19 protein-coding genes are annotated in these 16,854 nt (G+C 59.7%); 1 reads left to right on the top strand and 18 read right to left on the bottom strand.

Features of this window, described 5'->3' with window-relative positions:
* Nucleotides 1-10 precede the first annotated feature (10 nt).
* The 10 genes from KQI11_RS01915 to KQI11_RS01870 form a co-directional block, all read right to left on the bottom strand.
* A complete protein-coding gene (locus KQI11_RS01915; protein ID WP_216400880.1) occupies nt 11-154 on the bottom strand; it encodes a hypothetical protein in 144 nt (47 codons plus the stop codon).
* A gap of 33 nt (nt 155-187) precedes the next feature.
* Nucleotides 188-1,957, bottom strand: coding sequence for a phage tail spike protein (locus tag KQI11_RS01910; RefSeq protein WP_216400879.1), 1,770 nt, complete (start codon nt 1,955-1,957; stop codon nt 188-190).
* A gap of 79 nt (nt 1,958-2,036) precedes the next feature.
* Nucleotides 2,037-2,747 (bottom strand): hypothetical protein, encoded by a 711-nt coding sequence (locus KQI11_RS01905; protein ID WP_216400878.1) that lies wholly within the window; start codon nt 2,745-2,747, stop codon nt 2,037-2,039.
* Between the two features lie 200 nt (nt 2,748-2,947).
* Complete coding sequence (locus KQI11_RS01900; RefSeq protein ID WP_216400877.1) at nt 2,948-3,553, bottom strand: hypothetical protein; 606 nt, start codon at nt 3,551-3,553, stop codon at nt 2,948-2,950.
* A 188-nt stretch (nt 3,554-3,741) separates the two neighbouring features.
* Nucleotides 3,742-4,608, bottom strand: a complete 867-nt coding sequence (locus tag KQI11_RS01895) for a hypothetical protein (protein ID WP_216400876.1) — start codon at nt 4,606-4,608, stop codon at nt 3,742-3,744.
* A 64-nt stretch (nt 4,609-4,672) separates the two neighbouring features.
* Nucleotides 4,673-6,628, bottom strand: coding sequence for a hypothetical protein (locus KQI11_RS01890; RefSeq protein WP_216400875.1), 1,956 nt, complete (start codon nt 6,626-6,628; stop codon nt 4,673-4,675).
* A gap of 150 nt (nt 6,629-6,778) precedes the next feature.
* Nucleotides 6,779-7,222, bottom strand: a complete 444-nt coding sequence (locus tag KQI11_RS01885; protein WP_216400874.1) for a hypothetical protein — start codon at nt 7,220-7,222, stop codon at nt 6,779-6,781.
* Nucleotides 7,223-7,233: 11 nt separating this feature from the next.
* Nucleotides 7,234-7,827: a hypothetical protein gene (locus tag KQI11_RS01880; RefSeq protein ID WP_216400873.1), complete on the bottom strand. Its 594-nt coding sequence runs from the start codon at nt 7,825-7,827 to the stop codon at nt 7,234-7,236.
* Between the two features lie 154 nt (nt 7,828-7,981).
* Nucleotides 7,982-8,434 carry a sigma factor-like helix-turn-helix DNA-binding protein gene (locus tag KQI11_RS01875; RefSeq protein WP_216400872.1) on the bottom strand — a complete coding sequence of 151 codons (453 nt, stop codon included), beginning with the start codon at nt 8,432-8,434 and terminating at the stop codon, nt 7,982-7,984.
* 11 nt (nt 8,435-8,445) lie between these two features.
* Complete coding sequence (locus tag KQI11_RS01870) at nt 8,446-8,637, bottom strand: hypothetical protein (RefSeq protein WP_059003539.1); 192 nt, start codon at nt 8,635-8,637, stop codon at nt 8,446-8,448.
* Between the two features lie 502 nt (nt 8,638-9,139).
* Here KQI11_RS01870 and KQI11_RS01865 point away from each other — a divergent pair.
* A complete protein-coding gene (locus KQI11_RS01865) occupies nt 9,140-9,526 on the top strand; it encodes a desulfoferrodoxin family protein (protein ID WP_216400871.1) in 387 nt (128 codons plus the stop codon).
* Nucleotides 9,527-9,579: 53 nt separating this feature from the next.
* On the opposite strand, the gene KQI11_RS01860 is transcribed toward KQI11_RS01865, so the two are convergent.
* The 8 genes from KQI11_RS01860 to KQI11_RS01825 form a co-directional block, all read right to left on the bottom strand.
* Entirely contained in the window at nt 9,580-10,113 is a 534-nt protein-coding gene (locus tag KQI11_RS01860) for a 3'-5' exonuclease family protein (RefSeq protein WP_216400870.1), read from the bottom strand.
* 105 nt (nt 10,114-10,218) lie between these two features.
* Nucleotides 10,219-10,512: a 3'-5' exonuclease gene (locus KQI11_RS01855; RefSeq protein WP_216400869.1), complete on the bottom strand. Its 294-nt coding sequence runs from the start codon at nt 10,510-10,512 to the stop codon at nt 10,219-10,221.
* 13 nt (nt 10,513-10,525) lie between these two features.
* Nucleotides 10,526-10,963, bottom strand: coding sequence for a hypothetical protein (locus tag KQI11_RS01850; protein WP_286172422.1), 438 nt, complete (start codon nt 10,961-10,963; stop codon nt 10,526-10,528).
* A 150-nt stretch (nt 10,964-11,113) separates the two neighbouring features.
* Nucleotides 11,114-13,057: a carbohydrate-binding domain-containing protein gene (locus KQI11_RS01845; protein WP_502757125.1), complete on the bottom strand. Its 1,944-nt coding sequence runs from the start codon at nt 13,055-13,057 to the stop codon at nt 11,114-11,116.
* A 23-nt stretch (nt 13,058-13,080) separates the two neighbouring features.
* On the bottom strand, nt 13,081-13,773 hold the full coding sequence (locus tag KQI11_RS01840) for a DUF4956 domain-containing protein (RefSeq protein WP_216400867.1): 693 nt from the start codon (nt 13,771-13,773) through the stop codon (nt 13,081-13,083).
* A complete protein-coding gene (locus tag KQI11_RS01835) occupies nt 13,766-14,515 on the bottom strand; it encodes a polyphosphate polymerase domain-containing protein (RefSeq protein ID WP_216400866.1) in 750 nt (249 codons plus the stop codon). Before KQI11_RS01835 ends, KQI11_RS01840 begins: the two co-directional genes overlap by 8 nt.
* Before the next feature lie 203 nt (nt 14,516-14,718).
* Complete coding sequence (locus KQI11_RS01830; RefSeq protein ID WP_216400865.1) at nt 14,719-15,990, bottom strand: sensor histidine kinase; 1,272 nt, start codon at nt 15,988-15,990, stop codon at nt 14,719-14,721.
* A complete protein-coding gene (locus KQI11_RS01825; RefSeq protein ID WP_216400864.1) occupies nt 15,987-16,661 on the bottom strand; it encodes a response regulator transcription factor in 675 nt (224 codons plus the stop codon). The genes KQI11_RS01830 and KQI11_RS01825 overlap by 4 nt, the downstream gene beginning before the upstream one ends.
* Nucleotides 16,662-16,854 lie beyond the last annotated feature (193 nt).

Below are 16,854 nucleotides of genomic sequence, written 5' to 3'. Positions count from 1 at the left end.
GCTTCCGCCCTCAGTCGTTGACGATCCAAAATACCCCGCCCTCGACAGGCATCAAACGCAGAGCGCCGCTCTGATTCCCCCGGCGGCGGACGGTCAGCCCGTCCTCTGCCGTCAATTTGGAGATTCGCCCCTCGTCCTTGTTGAAATAGGCCACATCCTCCCCCGTGTCGGTGTTGTGAATCAAAAACTACCGGTTGTCGATCATAGCGGAGAAGGGGTCCCCCGCCTGGGCGACCTCCATTCCCCTTTCGCTCACCGACACACTGCCGGCAATCAGTTCATTTTTCGCCTGCTGCCAAGCCGTGCAGACCAGCCCCTCCACCAGGGTGATGTCCGCCACCCAGAGCCGCCCCTCCTCAACCGAAAAGGCGATCTCTCCGCTCTGGTCCTGGGCGACAAAGGCCCCGGTGTGCTCCGTCCACTCCTCTATCTCGCCCGACAGGTCGATGGTCACCCCACCAAAGGAGGCGCTTGCCCCGGTCGCAATCCCCTTCTCCAACTTGCAGCGAAAATACCAGGCGTACTGTCCCCCCGGCACCAGCTTCACCGTCTGGGCCAATCTCCCGCTGCTGTTTTCAAGGCCCTCCCCCAACAGGAATGCGGCCCCGGCCGAGGTGTTGCGCCGGCAGTCCGCCCCGTCATCGCAACAAACCGTCCCCGCCACCGTCCAATCCTCCAGCCCCAGGCGGGCGCCGGACGCCCGCACCAGATTGTCGCCCCCCGTTCGGCTGACCGACAGGGTGATCTCCTCCACCCGCTGCTCGATCTCCGAGGCGCGCTTCTGCATCTCCTCCCCGGTGACATAGGTCTCGCTGACCTCGGTGCGCAGGACATCCTTTGCCTGGGTCACCTGGCTGGCGATCACCGCGTCGGTCTCCCCCTTGGTGTAGGTCTCTGAAATGCGCGCATAGGTGGCGTCTGCATCCACCACAAATTCATTTAGCCGCCGCTCCCCGCTGGCAAGGTCTCGGTCCAAGGCCCCGATCTTCTCCTTGATCCCGGTCTCTAGGCGGCGGCCCAGCCCCTCCAAGGTGGCGGTGTTTTTCTCCCTGCAGAGGGGGAAGTCCCGGTACTCCACGATCTGGTGGTCAACTCGTCCCCCCTCCTCCCGGTCCAAAAGGGTCACCACCTGGTGCAGGGCAAAGGTCTGGGCGCCGTCGGCGATCTTGCACTCGTAAGAGCGCTGCGGGACCGCCAGGGTCTTGAGCATCTCAATGGCCCTGTCCTTGAGCTCCTGCGGGTCCTCGCAGTCCTTGTCCCGGTAGCAGGCGGAGATGACCTTGTCGCTGTAGCTGTGGTCCTCCACATATTCCAGCCCCTCATTGACCGAGGCGATGTTCAGCACCTGGCCGCTCTCCCTGTCCTCTTTGCCATAGGGGTAGAGCCGGGTGGCGAAATCCCCCGTCTCCCCGCAAAAGCCCACCGACAGCAAATTCAGCTCGTCTGTCAAAAATTCCCCCGAAGGCGCCACCTCCGAGGGTTTGATGACCTGTAGCACCCTGTTGGGCACGTCCCACCGGTAACAGACCCCGTGCACCTCTCTGGCCTTCTCCAGCACGTCGAAATCGGTCCCCGCCTCCAGCTCAACGACCCGCTTTTCGCTCACCAGTCCCCCGGTCTCCCAGCGCCACTCCGGGGGCAGATGGCGGGCAAACAGGTCGGGCAGGGTCTCCTCGCTCCTGTACGCCCTGTAAAACCGGCTCTTGAGCTCGTCCAGATCCAGCTGACAGAAAAACTCTCCCGTCTCGCCGTGGCTGTCCCTCTCCTTCACTAGGTACCGGTTTGAGTCGTCCGAAATCACCGACTCCTCCCGTATCTTCAAGTAGACCGGGTCGCTCTTGGGCACCTCAAAGGTCAGTTCATCTGCTCCCCCCTGCTTGTAGGTGACACAGTAACTTCCCGGAATGGGGTCGATGGCGACTACCGGCCGCTTCCCCTCTCCACACAAAAACAGCAATGCTTCCCCTCCTCATCCGCACGGCAGAGGGGGTGGCCTCCACCACCCTCTCTCGACCGCTGTCATTTTTCCCTTTTCTCTACAAATAAGTGGGCCGAAAGGCGATCTCCACCGGCACAGGGGTCGACAGTTCCACCCGGTTTTCCCCCGGCAACGCCGCTGGGAAGGCGGTGAGGTCGGTGTCCAAAAACCGATTTTTCCCCTCGCAGGTGATCTCCTTTTTCACCCCGTCAATCACAAACCGCTCGCCGGCCTTCAAATTGCGCAGGGTGATCCCCGCCACCGTCAACTCCGCCAAATCCTCTGTCGGCAAAATGGACACCACACAGCCCGAAGCCACGTTGCCCCCGTTTTCATAGCTGCCGCTGTCGGACAGGTACACCACCTGCTCGGCCCCCCGCAGGGTGCCGGCCAGGGTGATTTCCAGGTAGAAATAGTGCTCGATCCCCGTCTCCTCCCGACTGCAGTCGGTGAGAAACCCGTCAAACGCCATCTTGCTGCTCTCCCGGGCCACCTCGCACCTCCGACAGGCCTTCATCAGGTTTGACATCCGCCGCTCTGCCTCGTCGTCGCTCTCTCCCCCCACTACAAAGCGCAGTTTCATCTGTCGCAGATCGCTGTCCGCCCCGTAGTGAATAAAGTCCGCCGACCCGCTTATCCTCTGGTGCGCCTCGCTGGCCTTTCCCAGCGAGAGGGTACATTCTGCCAAGTCGGCGCCAAATGTCGCAAACGCATCTTTGCCGTCGATCCTGCAAATTTCCCCCACCCGGCCGCCTGCTGTTTTTTCCATCAATATTCCTCCCTCCCAAAATAAAAGCCGCCATTTGAGAGTTCGCCTTTCAAATGGCGGCACGAAAAAGGAGCGCCCCTTCGGTGCGCTCCCTCAAAATGTATATTTGCCCCAGCCGTGTAAATGGCTTTGCCATGAGACAGAGACATTCCCCTGCCATCGCTGAAAACCAGGATTCCAAATTTCTCTGCTACCTGCTCCTATTGGTCGATGCCCCTGCCACTAGTTGCTGCATCAGCTATTGAGAAGTCAAAATCAAGTATTCTTTTATTGTTTCCCTTCAGCTTTCCATCAATACTAAAATAAAAATGGAATCCCCCTCGGTCTTCAGAATAACTTCCCCCATCATCTGCGAGAGACTGTATGCTTTGCTCCACCTGTTCCCGGTCCTCTTGGCTCAATTTCAAACAGTTCAAAAAAGCGTGTATGTATGGCATGCCGACCGTTGCAGGCCCATAGAGGTGAAATTTTGTTATGGTTTTGGCATTTTCTCTTTCTTCTATGCTGATGAGCAATTCATTTTCAAGTTTAAACCGAGAGGTGAGCTCACGGTAGGGATGAGAAATCCCATAGATGTCAATATAGCTGGGATACTCCGTTATCGTGGGCGAAGTCCGCTCCCCAATTTTTTCTGCATTGCCGGCGAGCTCTTTTACAATGAGTTTGTTGTAAAGTGCAATAAACTCATCTTTTCCCAGACCCAACCCCTCATCGGCCTGTGCTTCCATCAGTTTTGTTCTCCCGCAGCCGGTCAAAAGGGTGGCCGCCACCAGCAGTACCAGTGCATTCTTCAAAAACCTTTTCATGCTCCCCCTCCTCTTATGTCATTTTACAATAATTTTCACATCCAATCAAATAGAATTATTGTTTGTGACAACTCTTCTTTGACCTACTGCTCTGAAAAGTGTTTTGCCCGCACCTCTCAACTGCAAAAAGAGAAGTTCAGCCCCTACGAGCTGAACTTCTCTTTTCGATGTAAATCTTTCAGTACGCCCTACTCAATCACTTCGATCCGGGCCGCATAAATTCGGTTGCCCAAAATGGACCTTCCGGTATTCCCATAAACTCGGATTCGCTGTCCCACCTCAAACTCAATAAAGCCATGAAAATCGTAGCCATATTCGGTTTGATACTTTTGGCCTGTGTCGTCTACAAAACGTACCATTGCCAATCCGTCGATACTCCTCGCCGACGGCAGATGAACCCAGGAAATCTCCCCTTCCGCCACCACCTTGGTTCCCGAATTCAGCTCTATCTCATACAGTTCCGGCGTGATCGGCTCGTACTCCTCCTTATTTACCTCTGGGAATCCGTACCGGCTCGCCTTGTAGATCCACACATGGGACGTGCTGCCACCGGGGCAAATCACCACCCGCATCTCCCCGCACTCTACTATCTTGCTGTATTTATCTGTGCTGTAGCTGTCGATCAGTTCCTTGACCTTCTCCCGCGCTCCCGCTTCGTCTAGGTTCTCGTCCCAAATCAGAAATGTCGCCGTCAGGAGCTCTCGCAGTCCACTTGCCTGATTCGGGGGAATAAAATACAAGTCATATTCTCCCAAATAGTTTCCCTTTGTGTCTACACTGGGATACATACTGGCTATATTATTTTTCTTATCCGGCGTTTCCACTTCGAATTTTTCTTTGTCAAACTCCGAATTGCGATAGATCCCGTCTTCCACGTTGTAGGCTAAACCGTATGTCTCTGCCTTTTCCCTGTATTCCTCCCACAGCCACTCCACAAAGCTCTTTTCCACTTCCTGCTGTGGATCTTCCTTCCCCTCGTCCCCGTAATTCAAGCATCCCGTCAACCCCACTAGACAGAAACACAGCGCCAAAAACAAGCACAGTCCTCTTTTCACCGCGGTTGCCTCCCCTCACAGCTATTTCTTCTTTAGTATATCCTGTGCTGGGAAGGATTGTCAATCAGTTCATATTTCGTGCCAAAACCCGCGACACTGTCGGTGCTACCACTCGGCCTACCCTCTCCCCGTCCAGTTCCACCACATTGGTTGCTTCGATGGTTGCATCCACTGTGGACTGTACTTGAATTGGGCTCTCCCGTAGCACTTTGGCCAGTTTAGCCGCCAACTCATCACTATTTTTCTCTGGGTTCCGTACAGCCATTTCAAAGGTTCCATTTACCTGCTTAATGATCTCTTGCCCCGGCAGCTCCGGCAAAGTCAACCGAGCATTTTCAAGCCCTTTTTCCAGTCGGCCAATGACCCCCTTGGCAACTTCGTCGCTCTGTTGGTACAGTCCCTCTTCCTTGTCTTCTATTCCCAACAGTCCGCCCTCCATTGCAAATCGAAAAATTTTTCTGGTTGCTTTCGAAGGGGATTGTTCCTCAAAAGTCTTTCTCATCCGGCTAAGGATTCCGTTGACCATACCTGTAGCCTTGGCATACAGTTTCGGTTCCGCTTTCTGCATCTCTGTCAATAGAGGCTTCATGCCGTTTGCCATAATCTCTTTTGTCTTGTCAGGGAACCCGTCGTAGGCTGCCAGGATATTTTTCACCATCTCTTGTGTTCCTTCGTCAAGCTCGCCGCCGTATAACTCATTATTTGCCACCATGCCCATAAAGACGCCCAGTCTCTTTGTTTCGCTGTCAGACATATCATCGGCCAGGCTCTGATAAATTTTATTAATGTTGTCCCTGTGTCTCCCAGCCTCTTCAGAGATTGCTAGGTCCTTTTCTTTTTCAATATCCCATTCCATGTCATTGATAGCTTTGAGTCTCTCTGCATGGCGGGTCTTCTCCTCTTCCAGGGAACAGTTATTGACCGACGCTTTTCTGTTGAATATCTCCTGCAATCCCGACTGCTGCACATATCCATCGGCAAAGGCCGCCGTGACTTTACCTACTTCGTCATTGGCCGCTTCAATTGCTTTTTCCTTATTCTCCATAAGTGCAGTATACCTTTTTGCATACTCCTCATTTTCCATTGTAGCCTCTTCGCCGTACCTTTGGTTGAGAAGTACCAATTCCTGGGTAGTCTGTTCCCCTATTAAAGCCTTCTGCTTGTCTGCCTGGTCTTGGGCGGTGGCGATCCACTGTTCTGCATTGACCTGGTATTCTTCAAGAGATACATCGTGGGTTTCCGCCACCATCGCCGCCTGCTGGGCAATCGCCTGGCTTTTCATCTGCTCAGCGGCCACCTGCTTGCTATTCAATTCTTCTAGCTTGGTAAAGTACTCATCCAACTGGGCATTCTGTTCATCCGTGTATTGCCCGCTATCCGCCATGACCCCTTGGATGAGATCCCGAATATTCGCCTGAACATCCTGAATCCCCTTTACCACCTCTATCTGCTTCTCTGTTGAGACAAACAGGCTGTCATCAAAGCTAGACAGATAACCTTGTGCTGTTTGAATCCCTTCCTGAAATCCGCCGAAACCGCCTACAATTAGATCCCCAGTTTTTTCTTGAGCTTCTTCTACACTCTTTACATAGGCATCTATTCCTGCACTCAAAAGACCAATCGCCGTTTGTGCCAGAGCCGAGGGGGAAAGTAATTGCAACAAAATGTCTCCAAAACCAGTGCCCGTATCCTTGGCATTTTTGAAAGAACCATCTGTTTCCTTTATCTGTTGATTTACATTTCCCGCCATATTGGCGAATTGTTGAGCATCATCCGCGGCAATTTGGAGCCCATCAGTCGCCTGTTTGCTCCTCTCTTTGACCCGGATCAAGGCATTTTCTACAAGAGAAATAGGCGTCTCTAAAAGCTCATACTGCTTGGCAAACTCGCTTAACGGTGTACTTAAGTCCCCTATGCTATTCTCTGCATCTTCGGCACTTGTTACCATCCGTCCCAGCTCTTCTCGAACACGGCGGATCTGCGTTTCCAGCTCTTGCAGCACTTCTAGCTCTTCACTCATCTATTCACCCCCAATCTCTGATAAAATTGTGAAAATCCCACTGCCTGTTCGCGGTATCGAGGTGCCTCCCCGCTCTTCTCCATAAGCGCAATATACGCGCAGGCTTCATCAAAACAGTAGGCAGTGTATTCGTCAGTGAGCCCCAAAATCTCACTCGGCCGCTTTTGGTACAGCTCTGCCATGCGAATCACCGGATTTGCCCCCCTGCCCTGTACGAAAGTTGGCAAGGGCATTGACCCCCGTTTGCATAAAGCCGTAAATACTGTATAGTTGCAGGTCTGTCAAACTCAGGCCGGCGGCCTTGATCTCTTCAAAGGTGGGAGCGACCAGACATGCCTTTGCCACCTGCATCAGCACCTCTGCCGTCTGCCGAAACTGCTCGCCGTCGTATCCCAGGGATTGGCTTACCCCGTCCTGAAATAGTTTGGCCGCTGAACCGAGCAGTGGGTTGGGGATTTCTCCTTCCACAATCAACTCGACAAGGGAAGGCCTGCGCAGTCGAACGATAAACGGCTGCTCAGGGGTAAAGCCGGGCAGTTCCACCTCGCTGCCGTCGGCGTATTTGCGCAGCTCTTCAATGGTTGTAACAGCCATCCTTCTCTCTCCTATTTACCGGGGGCCGAAGTGACGGCGTCGACATCGGGCAGCTCGTCCACGTAGGAGAGCTCATACGGCGCCTCGCCCTTGCCGGGGGCCGAGTTGATGACATACTCGTGCAGGCGGAAAACCCCATCCTCCGAGTTGATGCCGACGGGCTGGCCGGTGCAGCCGGGGTAACGGACCTTCTCGTACTTGATCACATTGCCGCCCTGGTCGATCTGCGAGGAGTATGCCTCCAGCACGAACTTTTTGGGCTTGTAGGCCTCTCCCACAACAGGGGGGGTGTAACCAGTGATCTCTCCCGCCTCATTGCGGGTGAGGGTGCCGCCCTGCATCACTTCGATAAACTCCAAAATGGTCATATTGTCGGTCAGGGTGAGGGTGTGGCCAGTAATGGTTTTCACCTCGGGCTTCTGCGCTTTGAGCACACCCTTGATGATCAGCTTCACCGCCTCGGTCACCTCGACCAGCGGTTCCACCCCCAACTTGGTATTGGAGGTGACGGCCAAACCCTTCTCCTCGCCCTCGGGGGTCACGACGATCATACAGCAATCGATCATCGCCATCTCGGTTCCTCTTTTGATTTCAGATACTGCCATTGTTGCATTCTCCTTTTCATTTCAATAAGATTTGTTTCTTATAGACAACTTCAAACGTTGCCTGCCCTCCTGAAAAAAAGAAGCGGAGGGTCCGTCTTCTTTTCTCCAATATCATCTTAGCACACGGCGGAGGGACAAAAAAGGACATCCTCCCTCAAGGGTGCCGCCCATCACCCACTTTGACAAACCGACCTCTCCCCGCCAACTCTTTTACCGCCAAATTGTGCAGGCGGGCGGCGTGGCGCAGGCTGTACCCCAGCGCGTCGCCGGTCTCTTCCCAATTCTTTCCCGCCAGGTATCGCATCTGCAAAACCGCCCGCTGCTCCCCGCTGTCCACCGCCGCAATGGCCCGATCCACCGCTTCCTTGGTCCCCCGCAGTCGCTCGACCTGCTCCAGAAGGGCCTCTTCCAACTCTACGATCCGCTCAACCGTCTCTTCGAGACGGTTTTTCCGGCTCCCCTGTACCCGCTCACCGCCGATTGCCCCTGTGGTCTTGACCGCCAGGCACCGGCACCTGGCCAGCTCCTCTGCGCGCACCTCTATCTCCCGCTCGCACTCCAGATACTGGCGCAAAAACGCCTTGACCTGCTCTTCCTCTGTCGCCATCTCTACACCCTCTATCTCTTGTACCGGCGCCGGATCATCTCCGTGCGCTCCATCTCCGTCTGCCGGACATCCCTCTCCCGCTCCTGGGCCCTCCTTCGCTCCTGCAGCAGTTCCTCCCCGTGCTGCCGCATCAACTGAAATGCCAGGCAGTGCTCCCGGTCACAGGGTCTCTCCTCCTTGCAGTTGTAACAGGGGTAAATCATTTTCTCTCCTCCTTTGCCGATCCAACCGGTATTTTTCTCTGCCGCTGTAAGGGCGCGTCACCCCGCAGCCCCGCCGACGCGATAGATTCCCCCAACCTCTCCGTGCGATCCACCCTGGTCTTCCCTCTCTTTTAACTCTAAAAAGAAACAATTTAAGCGATATTTATATCGTTTTCGCTACTCTGTAGCCAGCATTGACCCTCTCGCCAGTTTCGTCTCTGCCCGGCATCGGCTGTATCTCTATGATAGTACAAGAACATTTGTTTTTCAATGTACAATAGACAAGAATCTTGCACTATATTTTGAAACGGTTTTTGGCTATTTCGTTGCGAATCAAAAACGGCGCATCTCTTTCTGTGCCCGCTCCGCGATCCCCTTTCCCCTTTTCTCCTCTCTTGGCGAATGTTCTCCAAACCGGCCGCACATAATTGCCATAGACCCGCCAATAAGAGAAGACGGGAGGGGCCTATGTCCCTCCCCTCTCCGCGAAAGGAGTTCACTGATGAAATTCTACAAGTGCGAAATCTGCGGAAAGATCGTCGAGATGATAGAGGAGGCCCCCGTCCCCACCGTCTGCTGCGGCCAGCCCATGGGGGAACTGCACCCCGGCACCACCGACGGCGCGGTCGAAAAGCACCTCCCCGTCGTCCAGATCGACGGCAATGCCGTTCATGTCTGCGTCGGCTCTGCCGAGCACCCCATGACCCCTGAACACTCCATCCGCTGGATCGCGCTGGAGACGAAAAACGGCGTCCGCCAGTGCAAGTCCCTCTCCCCTGACCAGCGGCCGGTGGCCACCTTTTGGCTGGACCCCGACGACCGGGCCAAAGCGGTGTACGAGTACTGCAACCTCCACGGCCTCTGGAAAGAGGAGTACCCCTTCCAATAAAGGCAAAAAACGAGAAGCCGCCTCCCCCCACGGAGAAACGGCTTCTCGCCTTTTTAGTTCTCGCCCGCCTGTTCGCCCGCGGCCCCATCCGCACACCGCTTTTCCGCCCGCTGCCGGGCGCGCGACGCTTTTTCCCGGTAAAAGGCGTCGATCTGTTCGTCCGGCCGGCAGAGCGTCCGCCGGGCGGAGAAGGTCTTGCCGGTGCGCCACAGCTTGAGCCGCACGAAAAACCGCCCGTGCTCGGGGCAGGCAGCCATGGCAATGCGCTTCTCGCCGTTTTGCTCTACCCACTCGCCCCTCTCCAGCGGGCGCCCGCACACAAGGCAGGGGATTTCCCCCACCGCCCCTTCCAGGGCGGCCGCCGGGTCCGCCAGCCCCCGAAAACCGGCGCTGGCCAGCACATCGGCACAGAGGAGGGCGGAGGTGGCGTCCCGGTACCCGGCGATCCCCTTGTCCAAGTCCAGCCGGGCGGCGATCTGGGCGGTGCTGCGGGCATCGTGTAGGGCGTCGTGGGCCGCGTCGTCTGGGGCCAGCCCCAGCTTTTCCAGTCCCGAGGCCAGAGACCACTGCCGGTTCTCCCCCGTCACCTGCTCGTTGAAGAGCACCTGCAGGTTGTAGGGGGCGGCGATCCAGTCGGTGGACAGGCCGTGCAGCCGGGCGTTCTCCTTGAGCAGCGGGCCGTCGTCGTGCCCTCAGGTCAACAGGGCAAAATCCTCCCCGCACCAGCGGTGAAAGGCGTCCAGCGCCTGAGGGAAGGTCATCCCCCCCGCCAACATCTTCTCGTCGATGCCGGTGAGTTTTTTGACATACCGGTTCATCTTGGTGTAGCGGCAGGGGCGGACCACCGCCTCAAAGCTGTCCGCCACCCGCTTTTCCCCGTCCAATTTCACCGCGCCAAACTGAATGATCTCCCCGGCCAACCCCTCGATAGCCCGGTCCTGCGAGACCGGCTGGTTCCACTCCAAATCCAAAATCACATAGTTCATCCGTCTTATCCCCTCACGGTTCCCAGTCGCTGTTTTCCGCCATCAGCCGCGCAATGTCATCCTCCCGGTAGCCCAGCAATCGGCCAAAGTCCACCGCCAGCCGTTCCCTCGCCGCCCCCCGGTAGGCCCCGTCGGCCAGCAGTCGCGCCTTCTCCTCGCCAATGGCCCGGTAGGCCGCAATGTCCTCCTCCCGGCGGTAAAACACCAGGTTGTAGCTGCCCTCGTTGAGGGAGCGGGGAAACAGGTCGGTCACCAGCCCCCCGTTCTCCAAGAAACAGTGCACACCGTATTTCCGGCAGAGCTCTTCCGCCACCGGCAGGTAGCCGTCCCGCTCCTCCCGGGTGGGGCAGGGATGGCTCAGGGCGATTCTCTTGACCCCGGCGTGGACCATCTCGCAAAAGGCGTCCATCACCCCGCACTGATAGGAATAGACATCGATTTCCCGCTCCATCTGTATCCCCCTCTCCCCCGTCCCAAGCCGGGCGATCTGCTCCCCTTACCATACCATTTCCCAGCGGCCCCGGTCAATGCCCGCACACCAAAAAAAGAGCCCGGTCAGGCCGTCGCCTCCCGGGCTCTTCTCCTGTACTGGCGCCGTCCCCTAGCGCATCCTTCCGCCCTGTTGGCCGGGCGCGCCGCCCATCTGGCCGCCGCCCATTCCCCCCTGGCCATAGGTGGTGACCAGCTCGGACAGGGTCACCTCCGCCGTCTGGCTGCCGGCGCACAGGGTGTAGCTCTCCCCCTGCTTCATTGCAGGGCAGCTGATCGCCACCGACTGGTAGGCCTTCTGGGGGCTGTAGCTCGCCAGGGTGTTGCCCGCGCTGTCCTTGAGGGCAAACGCAGTCCCCGCCGCCACCGACGAGGGGAAATTGCAGAGGATGGAGCCCTGGGTGGAACCGCTGGTAAAGCCCATCGCCATCCCCACACTGCCGACCGCCACCACGGTGCCACCGCTGACTTCGCCGCTGCCGTCGTAGTCGAGGGCCCCGTTGCCCCCGTCGGTGGGCCCGTCTACATAGACGGTGCCGCCGCTGATCTGCAAGCTGCCGTTGGAGTCGATGCCGTCCCCGGCCGCGTCTATCCTGAGCACCCCACCTGAAATGGAGATGGTGGCCGCGTCCCCGTCGCCGGCAAAGCTGTTCTGTCCCGGCCTGCCGCCCAGGGAGGAACCGTCGTTCCCCCCCGCCGCGTTGAGGCCGTCGTCGCTGGCCACCAAGCCGATCTCACCGCCGGAGATGTCGATGTGCAGCCCCTCGATCCCCTCGTAGCACTTGGCGATCTCGATGGTGCCGCCGCCGATCTGCAAGCTGCCGTCGGCGTGAATGCCGTCATCCCCCGAGGAGAGGCGAAGGGTCCCGTCCGTGACCGTCAAATCGCCGTTGCAGTAGAGGGAGTCGTCCGACGAGTCGATGTCAAAGGTGCCGCCGTTGACGATCAGCTCGCTCCCCGCCTTCAGCCCCTTGGCGCTGTCCCCGCTCTGGGTGCCGGCGGTGTCGATCTGCTGGGCCGCGGTCTGCACCGTCTGGGCCCCGGTGGGGGCGGCATCGGGCGCGCTGCCCATCCCCCCGGGCATCCCTCCGCTTGGCCTCTCCCCGCCGGGCATGTCGCCGCCCCATTGGCCCCAGCCGGGCTGGGCCTCACCGGCAGCGTCGGTGCTGGCGTTGGCGCTGCCCCCGCCGCTCACCACTTCAAAGGTCCCCCCGTCGATCCAGAGGACCGTCTCCGCCTGCACGCCGTCGTTGCCCGCGTGCAGGGTAAAATCCCCCCCGGCAATATAGACAAAGCCCCGCCCGGCGTCCTCGGCGTTGCTCGACTGGATGGCGTCGGTCCCGCTGGTGAGAACAAAGGTCCCGTCCCCGATCTTGACGCAGTCCTTCCCCGACAGGGCCTGCCCCACCGCGGTCACCGTCAGCTCCCCGCCGGTGATCACCAGGTCGTCCTTCGAGACGATGCCGTGCTTGTAGTGGCCGTCCACCGTCAGCGCGCCGGCGCCGTTGACGGTCAGATCTGCCCGGCTGAAGACGGCGCCGTCCAGGTTGCCGTCGGCCTCGTCCAGGGAGTAGCTCTCCCCGTCACTCAGGGCGTTTTCGCTCCCCTCCGCCAGGGTGATGAAGACCTTGTCCCCCTGGGCGATGTAGAGGGCCGGGCCGGTGCTGCAGTGCACCGTCACCCCCTGCAGCACCAGCTGCACCTTCTCCTCTTTCCCCACCGAGACGCGGATCTGCCCCTCGTCCCACCGTCCGGAAAGGAGGTAGGTCCCCTCGGCGGAGATGGTCAGCACCCCGCCGTCCAGGGCCGCACCGCTGCCGGTGACGGTCGCGTCGGAGCCGTCAAACGCCACCTTGGTGGCGCTCCCCTCATCGTATCCCACGTCCAGGTCCCGGGCGGTAAAGGTGATGTCGATGTCGGCGGCGGAGACGGCGGGCGCGCCGCTCTCCCCCTCTCCGGTCTCTTCGACGGCCTTCTTCCCGCATCCCGCCAAGCTCCAAAGGGCCAAGGTCGCCGCCAGCAGCAGCGCCAGCTCCTGTTTTTTTCTCCCTGTCAAATCCATACGCCTTCTTTCTCCACTCACAGCTCCTCGGTGAGGAGGGGGAGGCGGCCGCAGACAATTTCCAGATTGCCATTCCGGCAGCGCAGTTCGTCCAAAAACGCCTTTTCCTGGGCCGGATCCCGCAGCGCGATGCGGTAATCCAGCCGGTAGAGGCTGCCCATGTTGGTGGTCTTGACCTGCTCCAGCTTCCAGTGGGCGGTATAGCGGGCAAACAGGTCGTCAAAGAGGTCGGTGTAGTCCAGCGTCTCGGGGATGGTGATCTTCAGCTCCTTTTCCAGCTGTTTTTGCTCCCCGAATCGCAAGCAGGTGTAGAGGATGCTCGCCCCGCCGATGACCAGCACAAAAAGGGCGGCCGCCGCCAGGTAGCCCATGCCGGTGGCCAGTCCCACCGCCATGGCCAAAAAGATGCTGCAGATTTCCCGGGCGCTGCCGGGGGCCGAGCGAAAGCGCACCAGGCTGAAGGCCCCCGCCACCGCCACCCCGGTGCCCAGGTTGCCGTTGACCATCAAGATCACCATCTGCACCACCGCCGGCAGCAGGGCCAGGGTCATGACAAACCCCTTGGTGTAGCGGTTGCGGAAGGTGTGGATGGCGGCGATCGCCGCCCCCAGCGCCAGCGAGGTGGCGGTGCAGAGGAGCAGCTTCCCCAAGGAGAGGGTCGCCGCGGCGGACGAAGTCGTCAAAATACTGGCAAAAAGCGAATCAAGCACAGATGGATGCCCCTTTCTGTTTCAACTGTCGGCCGCCGGTGGAGGCGGCGCTCCCCATCTTCTGGCAGTAGGCGCTGCCGTATTTGGAAAAGGAGATGGGGAAGACCCCCTGCCCGCCAAGGGCGTCGGCCAGCCAGAGGGGCAGCGCCCCCGGCGCCTTGATCTCCATCAGCCGCTCTCCCGGCCGCAGCAGCGGGTCTCCCCAGACCCCCTCCCGCAGGGAGAGGGCCTCCTCCCGCCAGCGGATGTCCCGGTCAAAGGTCACCCGCAGCCCCTCGTCCCGCACCCCGCAGAGGGCGACCCGCTCGCAGGTGATGAGCATCCGCGGGGCGATCTCGCCGTAAAAGTGGCAAAACCAGTCGATCTCCCGGGTGATCTGGCTGGGATTTCCCGCCGGCTGGCCGCGGTAGAGGTAGGCCTCCGCCTCATCCAAGGTCATCTGCACCCGCCGCTTGTAGACGATGCCCCCGCATTTTTTCTTCAGCTCCGCAAAGACTGGGTCGCCGCCGCTTACCTCGCCGTAGCTGCGCAGCCGCAGTTTTTCCTTGTAGCCGGGCTTCTCCAGCGAGCGGCGGATCAGCCGGTAGCTGGGGGTGTCGAAATAGACGCTGCACACCGTGCTGCGGCCGTACTGGTCGGGCTCGGTGCGCCCCTCCATTTCTCGGCGAAGGGCCCGGTACTGCCCGGGGGTGAGGAGATACTTTTTTTCATAGCGCTCAAAAACGCCCTGGTAATCCCCCATTTCGCTGCCTCCTTTTTGCATTCGGCAGGGGTCTCCCCCCGCCTTTTCTCAAAGTGTACAGGGCCAACCTAAAAACAACTTAAGGCCCTCGACCCCTTCGGCCAAAAAGAGCGCATGTTCCCCCAAACCCTCCCCGAAAAGGGAAGGGGGAACAAAAAAACAGCTCCCAGCAGACGGCCGTCCGCTGAGAACTGTTTTTTTGCTTATTTCCGCCCCCCCGGGCCCTCTATCCCCGCCCGAAGGGCGACCAGAAAGCAAATCTCCCCCTCGCTCCGGCGGGCGGTGATCTTGCCGCCGTGGGCCTCGGCGATGGCGCGGGCGATCGAGAGGCCGATGCCGTACCCGCCGGTGGCGCGGGCGCGGGAGGAATCGGCCCGGTAAAAGCGGTCGAAGAGCCTGTCCAAGTCGCCCTCGGGCAGGCTGTCGGCGGTGTTGATCACCTCCAAAAAAGCGCCCCGCCCCCGGCGGCCGGCCCGCAGCTGGATGCGTCCCCCCTCGCCGGCGTACTTGACGGCGTTGTCCAGCAGGATGGACACCAGCTGCCGCACCCCGCCCTTGTCCCCGCAGAGGGAGACCCCCGGCTCGATTGCCAGCTCGAGGGTCTGCCCCCTCTGCCGGGCGGGGGCGAGAAAGGACTCGGCCGCCTTCTCCACCACGTCGGAGAAGGAGAAATCGCTCAGGGAGAGGGCGACCCTCCCCTCCTCCATGCGGGACAGGGCCAGCAGGTCCTTGACCAGCCGCTCCAGGCGGGCGGTCTGGTTGCGGATGCTCTCGGTCCACTGGTTGGCCCCGCCCTCCAGCTCCAGCACATCGGTGTTGGCCGAGATGACCGCCAGAGGGGTCTTAATTTCGTGTCCGGCGTCGGTGATGAACTGCTTTTGCTTCTCCAAGCTCTCCATCACCGGGCGCACCGCCCGGCGGGAAAAGACGCTCACCAGCACCAGCACCACCAAAAAGCTGGCCGCCGCCACCCCGCAAGAGACCGCCAGATAAAAAAGCCCGGTGCGCATCTGGCTGCTGCAGTCGACAAAGACCACCATGCTCCCGCCGCCGCTGGCGGTCTTCAGGTATTTGTAACTGCCCTTGTAGCCGCCCGTCCGCCCCGAGGCGAGCACCTCCTCCCCCAGGCTCCGGGCCTCCTGGGAGGAGAGTGCGGCAATATGGCTGGTGTCCAGCTGGGAGACCTGCCCCGCCCCGTCGGCCCACACCACAAAATAGCGGGTCTCAAAGGGGGTCTCCTCGGTCATGCCGGGGCCCAACAGCCCCTCTTTCAGGGGCTTCTCCCCCCGGTGGGGCTCCTTCCCCCCCGCCGGGAAGCCACCCCCGTTTTGGGAGATCAGCTCCAGCAGCCGGTCCGCCCGCCGGTCCATCTGCACAAAGTTCACGGCGTTGATGGCCCCCACCAACACCACCATCACCGCCAGAAGGGAGCCCATGGCGATGAGGACGAACTTGCGCTGCAGCCGCTTGATCATCCCCTCTCCTCCAACCGGTAGCCGATGCCGCGAGCCGCCTGGATCTGTACCCGGCTCTCCAGGGCCGCCAGTTTCTTGCGCAGCCCCGAGAGGGTGACCCAGACCACGTTGACCTCGGCCTCCGCATCAAACCCCCAGACGTGCTCCATCAACTGCTCGGTGGAGAGGTAGCGCCCGGGGTTTTGCAGCAGCATTTCAAGCATCTGAAACTCCTTGTTGGCCAACCGCTGGGCCCGCCCCCCACAGCGCGCCTCAAAGCTCTCCCTGTCCAGGGAGAGATCGCCAAAGGTGAGGGTGTTGGGGGCGTATACCTCCCGGCGGCGGGTCATGGCGCGGATGCGGGCCAACAGCTCCCCCATGGCAAAGGGCTTGCTCAGGTAGTCGTCGGCCCCGCCGTCCAGCCCGGCAATGCGGTCCTCGATCTCGGCGCGGGCGGTGAGGAGGAGTACCGGCGTCGAGACCCCCTGCTCCCGCAGCCGGGCCAGCACCTGCAAACCGTCCATCTTCGGCATCATGATGTCCAGGACAATGCCGTCGTACTGGCCGCTCTCGCCGTAGGCCAGGGCGTCCTCCCCGTCGTAGACGGCGTCCACCTCGTATCGGTTGTGGCGCAAAATGGCCACCAGGGCGGCAGAGAGCTCCCGCTCGTCCTCGGCCAGCAGCAATCGCACAGCGCCTCTCCCCTCTCCTCTCACCGCCCCGGCCGGCAGCCCCTCTCTCCTGTCGGGTGCCCCCGGGGGGCATCTCCCCCCGCCCGCGGCGTTTTTCCCATTATACCCCGGCGGCGGGGAAAACCCAAGGCCGCGGCAATCGATTTTTTCTTTTCACCCTACCACCCCCGCCTAAAATCAACTTAAAGAAAAT

It is taken from the genome of Acetanaerobacterium sp. MSJ-12 (assembly GCF_018917875.1).
In the GTDB taxonomy this organism is placed as follows: Bacteria; Bacillota; Clostridia; order Oscillospirales; family Ruminococcaceae; genus Bittarella; species Bittarella massiliensis.
The sequence above is the reverse complement of the archived record's forward strand: the minus strand, read 5'-3'. Positions and strand labels throughout refer to the sequence as shown.

What these genes read in the sequence shown, in the direction of transcription:
- KQI11_RS01905 (WP_216400878.1), bottom strand. Translation starts at nt 2,747, where the DNA reads ATGGAAAAAACAGCAGGCGGCCGGGTGGGGGAAATTTGCAGGATCGAC.
- KQI11_RS01900 (WP_216400877.1), bottom strand. Translation starts at nt 3,553, where the DNA reads ATGAAAAGGTTTTTGAAGAATGCACTGGTACTGCTGGTGGCGGCCACC.
- KQI11_RS01890 (WP_216400875.1), bottom strand. Translation starts at nt 6,628, where the DNA reads ATGAGTGAAGAGCTAGAAGTGCTGCAAGAGCTGGAAACGCAGATCCGC.
- KQI11_RS01885 (WP_216400874.1), bottom strand. Translation starts at nt 7,222, where the DNA reads ATGGCTGTTACAACCATTGAAGAGCTGCGCAAATACGCCGACGGCAGC.
- KQI11_RS01880 (WP_216400873.1), bottom strand. Translation starts at nt 7,827, where the DNA reads ATGGCAGTATCTGAAATCAAAAGAGGAACCGAGATGGCGATGATCGAT.
- KQI11_RS01875 (WP_216400872.1), bottom strand. Translation starts at nt 8,434, where the DNA reads ATGGCGACAGAGGAAGAGCAGGTCAAGGCGTTTTTGCGCCAGTATCTG.
- KQI11_RS01870 (WP_059003539.1), bottom strand. Translation starts at nt 8,637, where the DNA reads ATGATTTACCCCTGTTACAACTGCAAGGAGGAGAGACCCTGTGACCGG.
- KQI11_RS01865 (WP_216400871.1), top strand. Translation starts at nt 9,140, where the DNA reads ATGAAATTCTACAAGTGCGAAATCTGCGGAAAGATCGTCGAGATGATA.
- KQI11_RS01855 (WP_216400869.1), bottom strand. Translation starts at nt 10,512, where the DNA reads ATGAACTATGTGATTTTGGATTTGGAGTGGAACCAGCCGGTCTCGCAG.
- KQI11_RS01850 (WP_286172422.1), bottom strand. Translation starts at nt 10,963, where the DNA reads ATGGAGCGGGAAATCGATGTCTATTCCTATCAGTGCGGGGTGATGGAC.
- KQI11_RS01835 (WP_216400866.1), bottom strand. Translation starts at nt 14,515, where the DNA reads ATGGGGGATTACCAGGGCGTTTTTGAGCGCTATGAAAAAAAGTATCTC.
- KQI11_RS01830 (WP_216400865.1), bottom strand. Translation starts at nt 15,990, where the DNA reads ATGATCAAGCGGCTGCAGCGCAAGTTCGTCCTCATCGCCATGGGCTCC.